This is a genomic window from Sphingobacterium sp. UBA1897 (assembly GCF_002337775.1).
Taxonomy (GTDB): domain Bacteria; phylum Bacteroidota; class Bacteroidia; order Sphingobacteriales; family Sphingobacteriaceae; genus Sphingobacterium; species Sphingobacterium siyangense.
Genome location: NZ_DDGR01000020.1, coordinates 1 through 16,282 on the forward strand (window position 1 = coordinate 1; position 16,282 = coordinate 16,282).

The 16,282-nt window shown below is 38.1% G+C and carries 9 protein-coding genes; 6 read left to right on the plus strand and 3 right to left on the minus strand.

The features are described from left to right. Positions 1-351 precede the first annotated feature (351 nt). From B4N43_RS12135 to B4N43_RS12145, 3 genes are read right to left on the minus strand one after another with little or no spacing between them, the layout of a single operon-like run. Positions 352-1,524: an HNH endonuclease gene (locus B4N43_RS12135; protein WP_286734916.1), complete on the minus strand. Its 1,173-nt coding sequence runs from the start codon at positions 1,522-1,524 to the stop codon at positions 352-354. Beyond that, positions 1,521-3,431 carry an AAA family ATPase gene (locus tag B4N43_RS12140; protein ID WP_286734918.1) on the minus strand — a complete coding sequence of 637 codons (1,911 nt, stop codon included), beginning with the start codon at positions 3,429-3,431 and terminating at the stop codon, positions 1,521-1,523. The genes B4N43_RS12135 and B4N43_RS12140 overlap by 4 nt, the downstream gene beginning before the upstream one ends. A gap of 45 nt (positions 3,432-3,476) precedes the next feature. Continuing rightward, entirely contained in the window at positions 3,477-5,165 is a 1,689-nt protein-coding gene (locus B4N43_RS12145; protein WP_286734921.1) for a hypothetical protein, read from the minus strand. A 181-nt stretch (positions 5,166-5,346) separates the two neighbouring features. Here B4N43_RS12145 and B4N43_RS12150 point away from each other — a divergent pair, with 181 nt between their 5' ends. The 6 genes from B4N43_RS12150 to B4N43_RS12175 all read left to right on the plus strand — a co-directional run bounded on the left by B4N43_RS12150 (position 5,347) and on the right by B4N43_RS12175 (position 16,280). Next, the gene (locus tag B4N43_RS12150; protein WP_286734923.1) at positions 5,347-5,688 is read left to right on the plus strand and encodes a hypothetical protein; all 342 of its coding nucleotides are present in this window, start codon (positions 5,347-5,349) and stop codon (positions 5,686-5,688) included. A 155-nt stretch (positions 5,689-5,843) separates the two neighbouring features. Then, positions 5,844-6,239 (plus strand): (deoxy)nucleoside triphosphate pyrophosphohydrolase, encoded by a 396-nt coding sequence (locus B4N43_RS12155; RefSeq protein WP_286734924.1) that lies wholly within the window; start codon positions 5,844-5,846, stop codon positions 6,237-6,239. Between the two features lie 642 nt (positions 6,240-6,881). Beyond that, a complete protein-coding gene (locus B4N43_RS12160) occupies positions 6,882-9,692 on the plus strand; it encodes a SusC/RagA family TonB-linked outer membrane protein (RefSeq protein WP_286734926.1) in 2,811 nt (936 codons plus the stop codon). Between the two features lie 11 nt (positions 9,693-9,703). Then, on the plus strand, positions 9,704-11,398 hold the full coding sequence (locus B4N43_RS12165; RefSeq protein ID WP_286734928.1) for a RagB/SusD family nutrient uptake outer membrane protein: 1,695 nt from the start codon (positions 9,704-9,706) through the stop codon (positions 11,396-11,398). Between the two features lie 22 nt (positions 11,399-11,420). Further along, positions 11,421-14,522 (plus strand): SusC/RagA family TonB-linked outer membrane protein, encoded by a 3,102-nt coding sequence (locus tag B4N43_RS12170; protein ID WP_286734930.1) that lies wholly within the window; start codon positions 11,421-11,423, stop codon positions 14,520-14,522. Between the two features lie 9 nt (positions 14,523-14,531). Then, the gene (locus tag B4N43_RS12175) at positions 14,532-16,280 is read left to right on the plus strand and encodes a RagB/SusD family nutrient uptake outer membrane protein (protein ID WP_286734932.1); all 1,749 of its coding nucleotides are present in this window, start codon (positions 14,532-14,534) and stop codon (positions 16,278-16,280) included. The last annotated feature ends 2 nt before the right edge of the window (positions 16,281-16,282 follow it).

The following is a 16,282-nucleotide window of genomic DNA, read 5'->3' on the forward strand; positions in this document are numbered from 1 at the left end:
TAAACAAACGGGCGCAGCTTACTGGCACCATCCGACCGAAATGACTGGCACAAATCAAACCGTAATATCCATATTGATGTTCGTTTAGAGAATGCTTTGGATAAATTTAAACCTACTAATGAAAATCCTATTTGGGCCATGTTAGCAATATTTTTAAAAGTTTGGAACGAACAATTTAATCTGGGTATTAAAGAAAAAGATTTTTATAACGATTATAGAGAAGTATATTATGACTTATTATCACAAATCAAATAAGATTTAAATTTAAGAATTTTATCAAATTCCGAATCTATCCAGGAATTCACCGCAATATTCTGCCTGTGATATAAAATTTTACCGGCAGAATATTTTCTAAGGCGATATATAGGCTACTAATGTTTTCAACTCAATTGCTAAGTCCTTCGTTAATTTTGAAAGTGGTCTTTTGCTAAATTCTTCTTCATTATAGTAATTTCCAAAAGCCAGGCGATATGCGTCTTCGTTTGAGAGTTTCAATGCTTTAAAGGTATTTTGGGTCATTTTGATGTATTTGTCAGAAGTATAATGCCTTTTTTGAATGATTTCTTGAACTGTATCCGTATACAATGAATAAAGATCGTTTAGGGATAATAATTTTATTGTATTATTTACTCGGGTTTTAAGCCGTGCGTTTTTTATATTACCATTATATAAAAGTTCTACTTTTATATTTTGATTTAATCCAACACTTGCATCATAATCGCCTGGAATGTAAGTAAACCTTGTATTGGAATGAGTTTTATTTTTTGCATAGGGACTAAAATGAGTATCATGTGAAACTGTAGTGCTCCCTTTTAAACTAGAATTACAATTACTACAACAAGGAATAAGGTTATAAAAAGATAGCGCTAAAAGCGGGTGTTGAGATTTAGGCAAAAAGTGGTCAAGCTGTGGTCTTATTAACTTAATATTTCCTTTACCAGTTATAGTAAAAGTATATTGTGCATTACAATAAGGGCAACAATTAATATTGAGCTCTTTTGTGAGCATATAAGCTCCCCAACTATTTGCAGGCAAATCCCGGAACCATTCGTAATCAAAAATTCTTTCAGCTAAAAAATAGATGTTCTTACACTGAAAAAGTATATCGTTATATTCTTTTACTTTTCTTGCTGTCCCCACTTCAAAATTTTCTCCTATCAGGAAATCAATCTTAGTTAATAAAAATTTCAAAGAATCTAATATTACAGACAAGGAAACACGAACAGTTTTCCTATTTTTCTTATATTTTAGTTTTAGTACTTCCTTTTCATTTTTTATTTTTTTAACGGGTTTTAAAATTTGATTTAATAATGATTTGTAGTTACCCAAATTATGCTTGACTTTGATGTCTTCCAATTTTTTTTGAAAAACATTATGACTTATATTCCTTTTATCTGAGAATATCAATAACTCATATATATCAATATAGAATTCAATTGTAGAAAATATTACCGGTCTTATGAAAGCAATATGATTCTTTTTGCATTTATTAATGTCAGCGGTACATTCTAAGATACTTATCATATCCTCCCTCCTTTTAAAATTCTCAATCGTGCTTCCAAATATTCAATTTCCTTGTTAATTGGCGAATTGTCTTCAAATATTTGAAAATATAGTTCATTTAGTTTGTTACGAACTATATTATCGCCTACAAGATTAATAATATCAAAAACCTCATTATTATAATCACTTATTAAATCAGTGTTATTTCCATCCAGTCCATCTTTTTTCAAGTCAAGCCATTGATTTATCTTTTGTATCGCAAAATTAATTTTATCCTTCGCAAAATCTCCAATTGCACCATCATTAAGGAAAAAGCCATCAGCGAGCAAATCATAGATATTGGCTCCAAATGTCAGAAATTTAGATGAGTCCACAATTTCTGTATTAGAACCATATTCCCTTTTCAATAAAATTAGATTCTCGTTATGCACATCTGATAATAAATAAGGGCTATGTGTTGAGAAGATAAGTTGAAATTTAAGTCCTTCATTTCTGCTATTCAGAAAATCAATCAGCCATTTCAAAAATTTTTTACTCCAGGAAGGATGGAAACCAACATCACCTTCATCAATGAATAAAATCACAGTTTTCTTCTTATAATGACCGCTGGAATAGTTCTTTATAACATCATTTAACCTTGAGAATAAGGACAAGTAAGACAACTCTCCTGAACTATAGAAGTTTACCATCAAAAAATTAGATATTTTTTTAATTCCTGGGTTATCATTATTCAACAATTCTTTCTCCAAATTCAATAATCCTCTTACATACTCTCTGTTATTCTCATTAGGTTCGAAATATAATTTTTCCATAAGAATAAACCTCCAATCCCTAACATTATCATTATACATTGTATATACACTATATGGATTGAATTTATCAATTTCATATTCTCTTGAATTATCTAAAATATTCTTATGAAATTTAAACAAAGCTGATATTTTAATTTTAGTAGATGTATTTAAATGAGTCAGTATAGCTGGCCCTCTATCCTCGAAAATAATTTCTCTGACCTGGTCAGCAGAAATACCATCTCCATCGAGAATTAACCGCAAGATATTAAGTCTGTAAAGCTGATGTATCAAATTTTTAACTGTTACCCAATCGAAAGTTAATTCAAGATTTCTTTGATCAATTGAGTAATACCTATTACAAAGCTTACTAAATATCTCATCTTCAAATTCACTGTAAAATCTATTTGTTTCATCCTCTGAAATAAACCGGTTATTTCCAGAATAGGATGATAACAAAACAAATGATTTTGGATAATCGAAGGGCGGTTTAATTGTATCTCCGGTTATGAATTCAATAATACTATTGACTTCAAGAATGCGATATTTATAAACACTTGAAACTTGATCTTTTTTTACGTGACTTAAAGGATAACTACTATAACGACTGGATTCAAATAAACAATTAGCACTCGAGATGTTTACTAGGTTTACACCCTGGAATGCTGTGCTAAAATCAAAATTGTTAGAGTAATATATAAAACCTCCTGAACTGAATTCTTTTTTAAGTCCTAATTTAATATCTTCAAAAGGTGACTTTTCGAAGGAGGTTACAGTGTATCCTAATGATTGCAATTCTTCGATATTTCTTACTATGAGGTTTTGATGATAAAAGATGTAGTTACCGTAGCACACAATGCCATCAAATGGTAAATCATATCCAAAAATTCCCTCCTGAATCGTTGCAGTAGAATATAATACGGCTTCACACAGACTCGTTTTACCGGCTCCATTCTGCCCAGCTATGATACTTATCCCTGTTATATTATCTCCAAAGCTCAATTTATTATTCTCTTTCGAGGTAATCTGAAGTTTTTGTCCATTATATTCGAAGAAAGAGTTTGAAGAATTATTGAAATTAATTCCGAGCTTTTTGATAGGACCATACTTTTTTATCCAAATAAATGCTAATTCCATGATTCTATATAATAATGATTGTAAATTGAACTATTTTATGGCTTGTTAATTAGATGGATCAGGCGAAAAATTGATTTTCCCAAGCTCTTGCCCAAAATTTTCCTCGAAAATGTCAAAATTTTCAACAATAGTTTTACCTTTTAATTTCTTCCTTAAATATTTATCAAATGGAATTGAACACTGATAATAGCTGTAGATATCGGCATGTTTATTAAATGATTTCTCCCATTTATTTAATTCAGCAAAATACCCCTTAATTAGGTCTGTAAAATTTGATTTATTTTGTTTAAAGTATGGAAAGTATTCCAGGAATACATTGATATTAATAATTATTATTGGCCTGATTGATTTAAAATTTAAAGCCAGATTATAAATTTCCCTGTTGCTTTGGGAAGTAATGTATTTATTCGTACCAGAAATACTATAATTCGTATCGGAAACCAGTAAAATTGGATAAATGTTCAGGTTTTTTACCTTTTTGACATTAAATATCTCATGGAGCTCCGAAGCATTTGCAGGATCGGCCAATTGCCTGATCTGATCTATAATTTGAAATGCACCTTTGTTCTTCTTGCCGTTGGCCTTATTGCTCAAAAGATTATCGTCTATATTATTTTTAAAAGCATCAAAATCCAGATGTTCAACAACACGCGCATTGATATCTAGCATTTTGGCCTCAATCACAAGTAAGTTATCTGAAGTTGTTTTCACAATAAAGTCCTGGTATTTTTCATTGGAAACGACAAGTTGATCCCGCCTGTAAAAGGTCTTTTCAAGGAACATCTTGCATAAATAATCCTCAAAATACTTCTTTCCAATATATGATTTAAAATTGTTGAAGCTATTGAGTTTGGAGGTTGAGGTTGCAATGGATGTCCTGAAGATATTATAGAAAAACCCCTGGTCAACCATGTATTGAAAGAAAGAAAGGTCAAGAATGATAAATTCATTCTCATCAATTTGAAATAGTGGTTTAGGAATAATATCGAAGTTTAAAGATAATTCTTTAGGTTCAAGATCATTAATATTAATAATCCAATCCTCCAATAAATTTGGCGGTATCTGACTTCTGGTAAGTCCAAATGTTGCTTTTTTCCTACCATTATCATTTAATAGCTCAATTAAAAATTTACTAATTTTCCAAGGGTCGCTCATACCATAATGCTGGCAAAACTGTATTGTGAAAGGTTTTAATTCAACGTCCTGATTTAAGAAGTGACACATAAACGCAGACCGCATCAGATAGTTAGTAAAACGGATCGGCCTAATGTAAGTTTGCTGCATCAGGTCAAGTTTAAATAAGCTTTTAAAGTCTTTTAAATCGTCTTCTTTATCAATTAAATTTAAGAAGAGCTCATTATAAATTAGAATTGTCTTAAAAAGATCAATTGCAAATTCAACGTATGGAATATTTTCAGGATGATGTTCACTATAATTATTAAGGGTTTGTTTTATAAGAAGAGAGATGCTTTGTGGCCCGAAAAATGTCCCTTGTTTTAGTTTTAAATTTAAAGTATTTACAAAAGACTTAGGGAGGTCTTGTCCACCAAAAAGTACTTTGCTGAAAATTTGTATATCATCATCAGCTCGTCTATTAAATAGGATAGCATTAATATGCGCTAATTTAATGAGGATATTCTTAGTTGAATATTTTTTCAGCAAATCAAAGCTGTCAGAAGGCTGATCTTCACTAAAAATGTCCTTAAAAACGAATTGCACTTCAAATTTATCCATAAACTAGTACCAATTATATATCCAGCAATATACAATTTTACAACGGCTAAAGTATAATACATTCCTACAATACCCTCTATTCTGATAAGCAATAAGCACGTTAGATCCAAAACTAATCATCAAAAAAATACAGGAATTCCCCTATTGCCAGAAACCTAAATTACACTGAACATAAAAGGATATGCGGCAAAACGTCCCGAAATTTATAATAGACAAAAAGAAGCTCAAGTCTAATTCAAATGAATACAAACAGTATATCGATAATGCGATTAAAAGCGCTGAGTTGGAGAAGGAATTGCTTTTTTATACATATGTAAATAAGAATATGCCCTTTGATCCCAATAAATATACGATTTCCAAACTCGATTTATATCGAGTGATTAACCATTATTTATTTGTTTTTAACGAAAATGTCCTACCTGAGAATTTGGAAGACATCCAGATTTCGATAAAAAAGAACCGAAAGAAAGGCTTCAAACTTCAGACCGAAAAGGATATTGTTACAGAAATTCGAAGAAAATAATATGCACTTGGTCGGGCGGATACAGTACACAAATCTCTATGATAATAATTTTAAAGAGCTAAAGTTAGTTTATAATAAACGGTTAATTTTACGGGAACCCATACGTAGTAAATTTCAATTGGGCTATGCCTGTAAATGATTATCTTTACATCATTATGCTACAAGTAACCTGTGCAATTATAGAACATGCCGATAAAATATTAATTTGTCAACGTTCCACTTCGATGAAATTACCTTTAAAATGGGAATTCCCAGGTGGAAAAATCGAACCAGGCGAATCAAAAGAGGACTGTCTTCGCAGAGAAATAAAAGAGGAAATCGATATTGATATAGAGATTAATAACACACTTTCAACTGTTGAATATCATTATTCTGATTTTTCTATACAACTGTACCCCTTCGTATGCAGTTTGTTAAATGGTGAGGTCAAAGCATTGGAACATGCGCAAGCCATATGGGTAGATGCGAATCAATTAAGAGACTACGACTGGGCAGAGGCTGATTTACCTATTGTGGATGAATATTTAACACAACGGTATCTCAGGAAGTGAAACCACTTCAATGCGATTATTGATCACGATACCCTTTTCAATAAGCTCAACCAAAATCGAGAGCAAGGTCAGCTTATGTGGAAACAATCCATCTCTGGTATTCTTTCTATCAACATGGCTAAAGGCGTTAAGGTAAGGAACTTGTTCAGCATTCATAAACGCGAAATAGGCAATCTTTTTAAAATAGCGCCAAATTAAGAGCGATGAAATTAAATCTTTAAGTTCGGATACAGCTTTCCTTCAGATCAATCAGTACTCGCCAGACTTCAAGTAGCATTCACATCTAATGACAATTATGGAAAGTTATATACTTTAGAAGTAAAGGGCACTGTTATTCACACGGATCTTATACCTCATCCTATACCCCGTCCCTGATGCTTGCTAAGATCAAAGTCGGTCTTTTGTATAATGAAACCGTTCCCAAAATTTGGGAACGGTTTCATTAAAAAAAAAACAATCCAGCAAACCTTTCCGAGTTCAACTATAATATCTTTGGGTATTGACTAACCGAATATAATAGACCTACGAGCCTTATTTTATAATAACAGTGAGAATAAGAGTACGGTTAAATAGCTTTAACCGTAGGTAGCTAAATTCGTGATGCTCAACAATGTTAAGAGACCAATTTTAAACCAATCAGGTATGTTAGAATTAAAAAGTTTGCTTAAATCTAAGACCGCTTATGCTATGCTCTTTTGTTTTCCCTTGTGGAGCTATGCGCAGCAAGATGTCTCTTTAGAGAAAACTCTAGAGCAAGATTCTATCAGTAAGATCAATCAATTAATCTATTTCAAGACACCTAAGCAGCACTCCACAGCTTCAGTATCCAAGCTATCAGGCAATGCAATTGCCACAACACCCACATTTGGCTACCTTACTGCCTTGGCGGGACAATTGCCAGGTCTAAAAGTTAACCAAAGCAATGGGCAGCCCCTTAATGAAGATGTAAGCTATCAACTCAGGGGCCGGACGCCGATTATCTTAATCGATGGCATCCCTCGTTCCGTAACAGAAATCGGTATGCAGGAGATCGAATCTATTTCCGTGTTGAAAGATGCTGTCTCCCTAGCAATGCTGGGAATCCGCGGTGCAGATGGTGCTATATCTATTGTCACAAAAAAAGGGTACACCAATAGGACACAGATTAATTTCTCGGCTCAATACGGTATCCAAAAACAATTACAGAACTTAATCGGAAAACCATTGGATGCCTATCGATATGCCCTATTGTACAATGAAGCATTGGAAAATGATGGACTTTCCGTCAAAAACAATGGTTTTAGTGAAACTGCCCTAGCGAGCTTCAAAGATGGGAATGATCCATTGGTCTATCCAAATGTCCGTTGGTCTGAACAGGTAATGGAAAATAACGCTGCTGTTGCACGGTATAATCTGAATACCCGAGGAGGCAATAAATACGTCAAATACTTCGTCAATCTCGAACATTTCAGTCAAAATGGATTCCTGAAAACCGATGCTAAAAACAATTATAACACCAATACCAACGCTAAAGGTTATTTTGTCCGTTCGAATGTAGACGTCAAACTATCCGATTTGCTGGAGGCAGGAGTGTATATCCAAGGACGAATATTGAATGCCAATAGCCCAGGTAATGACGGTACCGACAATATTTTTCAATCGATTTTGAATACCCCCAATAGCGCATACCCGATCTATAACTTAGATGGAAGCTATAGTGGTTCTTCAACGTTTCAGAATAATATATTAGCGCAAACAATCGCATCGGGTTATGCTGTAGCTAATACGCGTACCGTATTAACAGACTTCTACTTAAAACGTTCTTTGGACGATGTAGTGAAAGGTTTATGGCTAAAAGCAAGAGCTTCATTTTTTTCGAATCTACGTGAAAACTACGTGCGGAATAAGTCATTTGCTGTATTTCAGCTAGTAAACAATGATGTCGAAGGCCCTATATATAAACAGTATGGTAACAATACAGAACAAAATAACAGCAATAATATTGCATTTCAGAATAGATCTAATTTTCAGGAACTTTCAGTAGGTTATTCCAGTGAGACCGAAAAGCACGGGATAGACCTCATCCTGTTAGCTAATCGGGACAATCTGGTAAATGGCTCAGACCTACCTTATACCATACAGGGTATCTCAGGGCATGCTGCTTACCACTATGACAACCGCTACCTAGCAGAAGTATCTTTTGCTGTGAATGGTGCCAATCGTTATCCAACTGACGGTGGATTCAAATACGGCACATTCCCTGCTATTGGCTTAGGTTGGAATATACATCGTGAAAAATTCCTTAAACACTCAAAGTGGATAAGCCGGATGAAGCTTTTTGGATCATATGGTTCATTAGGTCGTGACAATGCGAATTATTATACCTATATACAAAGTTATAATGGAACTCCTGAGACATTTTTCGGATCGACTGCGGGTGCGGCAGGAACTATAGGTGAGTCTTATTTGGCCAACGCCAACCCAACCTGGGCCAAAGTTAACATGTTAAACCTAGGTATCGATGGCGCTCTCCTTAACGACCGGCTTATTTTTGAACTAACTTACTATAAAAATAAGTATCGCGACCTCAATATTACACGCAAAAGTAATAATACTCTGTTGGGCATCAGCTATCCTAATGAAAATATTGGCAAACAAGACTACACGGGATTTGAGACCGAATTGGGATGGCGCGATCACACCTCCAAACTCACCTATCATGCCTTGCTAAATGCCAGCTTCCAAAAATCGAAAATGGTTTACGAAGCCGAACCTCCACTGGCCTATTCTTGGATGTCCTCCTCAGGTCATCCCGTTGGACAAACCATAGGATATATAGCAGAAGGATTGTATAGGAATGATACAGAATTACAATCGTCGCCAACAGTTGAAGGGTATACACCTCAGTTAGGAGATATTCGTTACCGAGACCTGAATGGTGATGGTCTAATCAATCAATACGATCAGGGACCTATAGGTTCGGAGAAACCACAAATCTTACTGGGTGTGAATTTAGGTTTTAGTGTCGCCAACATCGACTTTTCAATCTTATTTCAGGGCATGATAAATCGGGAAGTCTATCTTTCAGGCAATAGTTACAGGGAATTTAACGGCGGTACCGGTCAGGCTTACGACACCCACCTCGATCGTTGGACCATAGACAATCCCGGTGGCAGCTATCCACGACTTAGCACCAGTTCAGGGCCACAGAGCGGTGCTGTTAACAATAATGTTTATTCAACCTTTTGGTTACGCAGTGGCAACTACCTACGTATACGCAATATCGAGCTGGGATATACTTTACCAACGACGTTGACCCAACGGGCAAAGATCAAATCAGCACGGATTTTCGCAAATGGTTTTAATCTACACACATTCAGCTCAAACACATTCAATGGTGCCGATCCAGAAAATTTCCGTGGTCTGTACCCCATACAGAAAGTCATCAGTTTCGGTCTAAACATCCAACTATAATACAGGGAGATATGAGAAAAACAGTAATTTGTGTGCTAACCTGTGCCATGCTCGGGATAGCATCTTGCAACAAATTTGAACAACAACCAGAAGAACGGATTCTGCTTGGAGACGTATTCGATCCGACAGACAAGGAGGGGGTACAGGCAAAGGCCTATTTATTTGGAATTTACTCCTTTCTCCCTAATGGATTCAACCGCATAACGGGCGATATGCTCGACGCAGCAACCGATGATGCTGTATCATCTTCCGAAACATCGGATATTAAACTATTTACAAATGGCCAGTTAACTGCTGTCAATTACCCGGACAACAACTGGCAGAATAGCTACACAATTATTCGTCGGGCGAATATATTCTTACAAAATATATCCGTGGTACCGATTCCCGAAAATATGATCCGCCGCTATAAAGCCGAAGCGAGGTTTCTTAGGGCATTTGCATATTTTGAGTTGTTGAAGCGCTACGGAGGGATTCCATTATTGGGCGATCAGGTATTCGAACTAACCGATGACCTGAATATCCCCCGGGCCTCCTATGCTGAATGTGTGGATTATATCGCCAATGAGTGTACGGCGATCAAAGATGATCTGCCCGCGGCTTCTTCGGCACTGCTCACCACCACCGAATATGGACGTGTGACAAATGAAGCAGCTTTAGCGCTAAAACTGAGGTTATACCTATATGCAGCTAGCCCCCTTTTTAACGGTGGTAGTATGAGTATCGACCCACAAATCAAGCTACTTAATGGCTATCCAGACAAAAACAACGGGCGTTGGACACGGGTCATTTCAATCGCTGAAGAGCTAATTGCTAAAGGGTATCATAAATTACCTGCTGGCACAGGTTCCACAGCTTATGCAAATATCTTTACTACCAAGGTAAACACAGATATTATCTTCGCCAAACAGTCGGCTAATTCCACGTCACTAGAAGCAAATAATGCACCGGTAGGTTATGTAGCACCTGCGGCAAGCAATGGTAGAACAAGCCCTACACAAAATTTTGTCAATGCCTTCCCGACGGACACAGGTTTACCATATGCTGGTTCAACTACTGATCTCACTCAATATGAAAATCGGGATCCCCGGTTAAAAGCTATCCTCTTCTACAATGGTGTCCGTTGGTTGAGTAGGCCGATTGAAACATTTGAAGGTGGCTTGGATAAACCCAATAAGCCTTTCTTAAACCAAACCAAGACCTCGTATTACTTACGCAAATTCTTGGGTGATTTCACAAACTCCACTACTTATGCAAATCAAAGTCATAATTTCCCCTATTTCCGTTACGCTGAGGTCTTACTAAGTTACGCCGAAGCGCTAAACGAAGTCGGTCGTACAGAAGATGCAGTCAAACAGATCATCTTGATACGGACACGGGCTGGTATTAAACCTGGAAACAATAGTCGTTATGGCATTTCGGAAGGGATCGCACAAACCGCAATGCGCGACCTCATCAAAAATGAAAGGCGTATCGAGCTGGCTTTCGAAGAACATCGCTTCTGGGATATCAGGCGTTGGAAGGATGCTGGAGAGATCAAAAATCCCCTCAAAGGTCTTGTGCTGCATCAATCAGAGGCAACCGTGACCGCAACCGAACAAATGCTGGCACCGTTTCATTTCGAGACAAAGTACTATTATATGCCTCTCCCTTATAGCGAAACGTCTAAAAATACCGCGTTGATCCAAAATGAGGGCTATTATTAATCCAAAAGACATAAACTCTAAAATGAAAAACTTAGCATATTATCTGATTGGCCTAACCGCGATCACTTGCTCAACCGCATTCGGTCAGGAAAGGCTGCTGACTGGCACCGTTCGAGGAAGCAGTGGTCCGCTAAAAGATGTAACGATTACGGAGAAAAATGTGACAACACACCAAACCCGCACGGATGAAAATGGTCACTTTAAAATAAATATTAGCACTGGGACGATTGTAGTCAACCACCTCGGCTATTTACGCCAGGAGGTCGACGTACAGGGAAAGAACACGATTACCATCCAATTGATACCTCGCGAGCAGGAAATCGATGAAGTGGTCGTGGTGGGTTATGGCAAAACCACTAAAAAGACGCTGACAGGATCTGTTAGCTCGATTAGTGGCGAAGAAATCCGGCAAAGCCCATCACCTAGCTTACAAAACACATTAGCGGGCCGTTTAACAGGTTTTACCAGCCAACAACGCTCTGGACAACCCGGAAACGATGGTGCCACTTTCTATGTCCGTGGGACCAGTTCTTACACGGGTAACAACCAACCGCTTATTATTGTGGATGACATCGAATTCACCTATGCACAATTCCAAACGTTAAATGCAAATGAAGTCGAATCAATCAGCATCCTTAAGGATGCTGCAACAACCTCCATTTACGGGATCAAAGGTGCCAATGGCGTTATCTTAGTGACAACAACACGGGGAAAGTCGGGCAAGCCTCAAATCAATTTCCAGACGGAATATGCGCTGAGTCAATTGACCCGGACACCCCGGTATTTGAATGCTTACGAATCAGCCAAACTCCTGGTCGAGTCTCAGGTCAACACAAATAACTTGAATCCAAACGCAAATTTTAAACCGCAATTTTCGGAAGAAGATCTTCAGTTGTTCAAAGATGGAACTTCCCCTTATACGCATCCCGATAATGATTGGACGGATATCCTATTGCGCAAATTCGCACCACAGTCTACGAATACACTGAATGTAACCGGCGGTACCGACCGCGCCAGATATTATGTATCTGTAGGCTACCTGAACCAAGGAGGGCAACTAAAGGACTTCAGCGAAGACTTGAACAGTAAATTTTATTATAAACGATATAATTATCGTTCAAATATAGATTTAAAAGTTAATGATGACCTTGACGTACGCTTTGATTTCTTTGGTAGTCTAGGTGAGACCAACCGCAACAACGCTAGTGCTAACAACAATATTTTCAGCGACTTGGGGCGTACTGCAGAGACCGCTCCTTATAATTATCCCCTATTCAATCCAGATGGTAGTTTAGGTTACAGCGTATGGCAGAGAAATTCCTCGGGTAGAAATAACAACAATCTCATTGGTCGGCTGATGTACAACGGTTATTATCGTACACACAATAATAATATGAATTTGGCCGCCTCCGCAAACCAGAAACTGAATTTTATTACACAAGGGCTATCTTTCAAAGGAACATTAGCTTATCGTAACGACTACGCTTACAACCGTTCTTTACAGCGACCTACTGCGGGCGGCGGTTTTCCGTCCTATATCTACGATCCGGCAACCGATTCCTATTCGTTCGGACGTCAGGACAACGTCTATCGCATCGCAACTCCAACCTTAAACTATGCTGCTGGCAGTACCAATTATGCGATCACCCTTCAAGCCATGCTGAATTATAGCCGTAGCTTCGCACAGACACACCATATATCCGCACTGATATTATACAACCAGAATAGTAAAAGCGCAACAGGCGCAAAAGATTATAATTTTATTCCGGAGAATTTCCGAGGCTATACTGCCCGTATAGGTTACGACTTAAAGAACAGATATCTACTTGAGCTGAGCGGTGCCTATAATGGATCCGATCGATTTGCGAAAGAACGCCGATTTGGCTTCTTCCCTGCAGCCTCCATCGGATGGAATATCGCGGAAGAAAACTTTGTTAAGCAAAAACTTCCGTTTATTGATATCTTCAAGTTGCGTGGCTCCTATGGTCTAACCGGCGTTGACAATACTGGCGGCGTATATGCCTACCTTCAAAACTATAGCATTGGTAGCGGTTCGGGCTTATTTGGTGAAGCCAACAACAACAGCTATGTTACCGCTGTCGAGGGCGCCTTGGGAAATAATCAAGTAACCTGGGAGAAAGAAAAGAAAATGGATATCGGTCTAGATCTAGCTTTTTTTAATCGCAAGCTGACAGCAACCATTGACTATTTTGACAACAATCGATTTGATATCCTGACCAGCAGAGGGGCTGTTTCTGCTGTATTCGGCCAAACCTTGCCTAATGTAAACTTAGGAAAAACTAATAATAAAGGCTGGGAAGTTGAATTAGGCTATACAGGCAAAATTCAGGACAATTGGCGATACACTGTAAAAGGAACCTATTCGTTAGCGAAAAATAAAGTGTTGTTTAGGGACGAACCAGTACCGTTATACCCTTATCAAAAACAAACCGGCCAAGCGATTGGAGCCAAACTAAAATACAGCTGGACAGGAGAGTTTTATACCTCCGAAGAAATTGCGGATCCTAATGTAGCCAAACCCGCAGGCGGTCGCCCGGGAGATTTAAAATACAAAGATTTAAATGGGGATGGCATCATCAACGCGAGCGATCAATCTTATTTTGGCTATACAAACCTGCCTAATACAACCTATGGCATTACATTGGGTGCTGGTTACAAAAATTTTAATATTACAGTTCTCTTTCAGGGAGCAGCCAACTTTGTCGCTAGTGCCGAAGGTGCTGTTATACACCACAACGCCAGTAAAGCACTCCCCATACACCTGCAACATTGGACACCAGAATTAGGGAATAACGCCAAATACCCACAAGTATATACAAGTGCGCTGAGCCAAAGCCCAAGAGATTGGTATTCGGACTTCTGGGCTATACCAGGTGATTACATTCGTCTTAAGACCGCGGAGATCAGCTATACACTAACTGGGAATGTACTTCAAAAACTGAAAGTAAAACAATTACGCGTCTATAGCAGTGGCTATAATTTATTTACATGGACAAAGCTCGACAAACTGTACAATTTGGACCCGGAAGTGTTAGAGTCATCAGCTGACCTACCCTACCCCCCTACACGTATTTTCAACTTAGGTTTAAATGTAACTTTTTAAAGCGCAATCATGAAGATATTTATATTTCTAATCGTATTGACAAGCACATTATACTCTTGTCAAAATTCTAAATTTTTGGATGATAAAACTGTAGGTATTTCTGCCGAGGATGTATTTACCGACAGCGTTCGAACACTCGGTTTTCTCAATCGGATTTATCAGGATATGGGCTATAGTTTTGATCCCTATCGTTTCTCAGCAGCTGGTGGTGCTGGTAATATGGAATTAGCTACCGATAATGTCGAAGGTAACAATAACGTCTCGGTATGGGGAAATGCTTATGCACAAGGTGTAATAGCTCCCAGCAATGTACTCACAGGCTTTGCAACAAATAGAGATCTATGGAATACTCCTTACACTAATATCCGTCGTGTCAATTTACTCTTAACAAAGCTTCCTAATGCCCCCTTTACTCCTCCTACCCGAACAAGGATGATTGCGGAAGCACGCTTCCTCCGTGCATTCTACTATTATAACATGGTATCGGTTTTTGGTGGAATACCCCTCGTAGGGGATCGCGTATTTGAAATCAATGATCTTATTGATCTACCCCGTAATACTTTTGAAGAATCTATAAATTATATTGTCCAAGAGTTGGATGCAGCAGCACAGACTCTTGCGCCTGTGGTGTACAAGGATATAGACTTTGGTCGTATAACGAACGGTGCCTGCATGGCCCTAAAATCAAGGGTATTACTTTATGCAGCAAGCCCGCTCTTTAACGGTGGGCTAAGTGATACCCCGACAGAACTAAGTAGCTTGGTAGGCTACCCAAACTACGACAAAAATCGGTGGCAAGTTGCTGCAACTGCTGCTGAAGCTGTGATCAACAGTCATAAATATGCTTTAAACGTCGATAACGATACACGCCCAGGCAACGGCTTTTATCAAGTGTTTCTAAAACGAATGAACAGCGAGTATATCCTTGCCTACAATCGGTCAACACAGAAAGAGCTGGAGGCCTACTATTTGCCTCCCACTCGCTCGGGCAGCTCAGTGATGAAACCTACGCACAATCTGGTCGCTGCATTTCCCATGCGAGATGGTAAACCTACTGATGAAAGTACGCTATATGATCCCAACAACCCCTATGCGAATCGGGATCCGCGTTTCGACTACTCCATTATTTACAATGGATTATCTTATGTATCCAATACAGGCCCCAAGACAACCATCTATACCTATATGAGTAGTGGTTCGAATCCGGTTAATTCCACAAACGATGCATATACCCCCAATAATTACTCTACAGGCTATTACAGCAGAAAAATGCTGGACGAGAATTTAGCGACCAATACCGCAGGATCTACTGAGCGCTGCTGGCCCCTGATTCGCTATGCAGAGATATTACTCAACTATGCCGAAGCAATCAATGAAGCCGGCTTTCCAGACCGAGCCTATGACAAGCTTAAGGAATTACGTGAAAGGGCTGGAATATTAGCTGGTCCAGACCGCCTATATGGCTTGAAGGCGGGTATGAATGTAGAGCAAATGCGGACGGTCATTCAAAATGAAAGACGTATCGAACTCGCTTTTGAAGATCATCGTTTTAATGATATCCGTCGCTGGATGATTGCCGAAAATGTGCTGAAAGGCTTTAATAAGACAATTATTATTACTCGCAATGATAATACTTTTACTTATCTAGTCGGTTCGGCCTTACGTCCATTAAACTTTAGGAAAGCAATGTACCTTCTACCAATTCCATTAAGTGAAATTCAAAAAATGCCACTTATGCGACAAAATCCCGGTTATTAACA

Coding starts and splice junctions, on each gene's coding strand:
- B4N43_RS12170 (WP_286734930.1), top strand. CDS start 11,421: ATGAAAAACTTAGCATATTATCTGATTGGCCTAACCGCGATCACTTGC.
- B4N43_RS12150 (WP_286734923.1), top strand. CDS start 5,347: ATGCGGCAAAACGTCCCGAAATTTATAATAGACAAAAAGAAGCTCAAG.
- B4N43_RS12160 (WP_286734926.1), top strand. CDS start 6,882: ATGTTAGAATTAAAAAGTTTGCTTAAATCTAAGACCGCTTATGCTATG.
- B4N43_RS12145 (WP_286734921.1), bottom strand. CDS start 5,165: ATGGATAAATTTGAAGTGCAATTCGTTTTTAAGGACATTTTTAGTGAA.
- B4N43_RS12135 (WP_286734916.1), bottom strand. CDS start 1,524: ATGATAAGTATCTTAGAATGTACCGCTGACATTAATAAATGCAAAAAG.
- B4N43_RS12165 (WP_286734928.1), top strand. CDS start 9,704: ATGAGAAAAACAGTAATTTGTGTGCTAACCTGTGCCATGCTCGGGATA.
- B4N43_RS12155 (WP_286734924.1), top strand. CDS start 5,844: ATGCTACAAGTAACCTGTGCAATTATAGAACATGCCGATAAAATATTA.
- B4N43_RS12140 (WP_286734918.1), bottom strand. CDS start 3,431: ATGGAATTAGCATTTATTTGGATAAAAAAGTATGGTCCTATCAAAAAG.
- B4N43_RS12175 (WP_286734932.1), top strand. CDS start 14,532: ATGAAGATATTTATATTTCTAATCGTATTGACAAGCACATTATACTCT.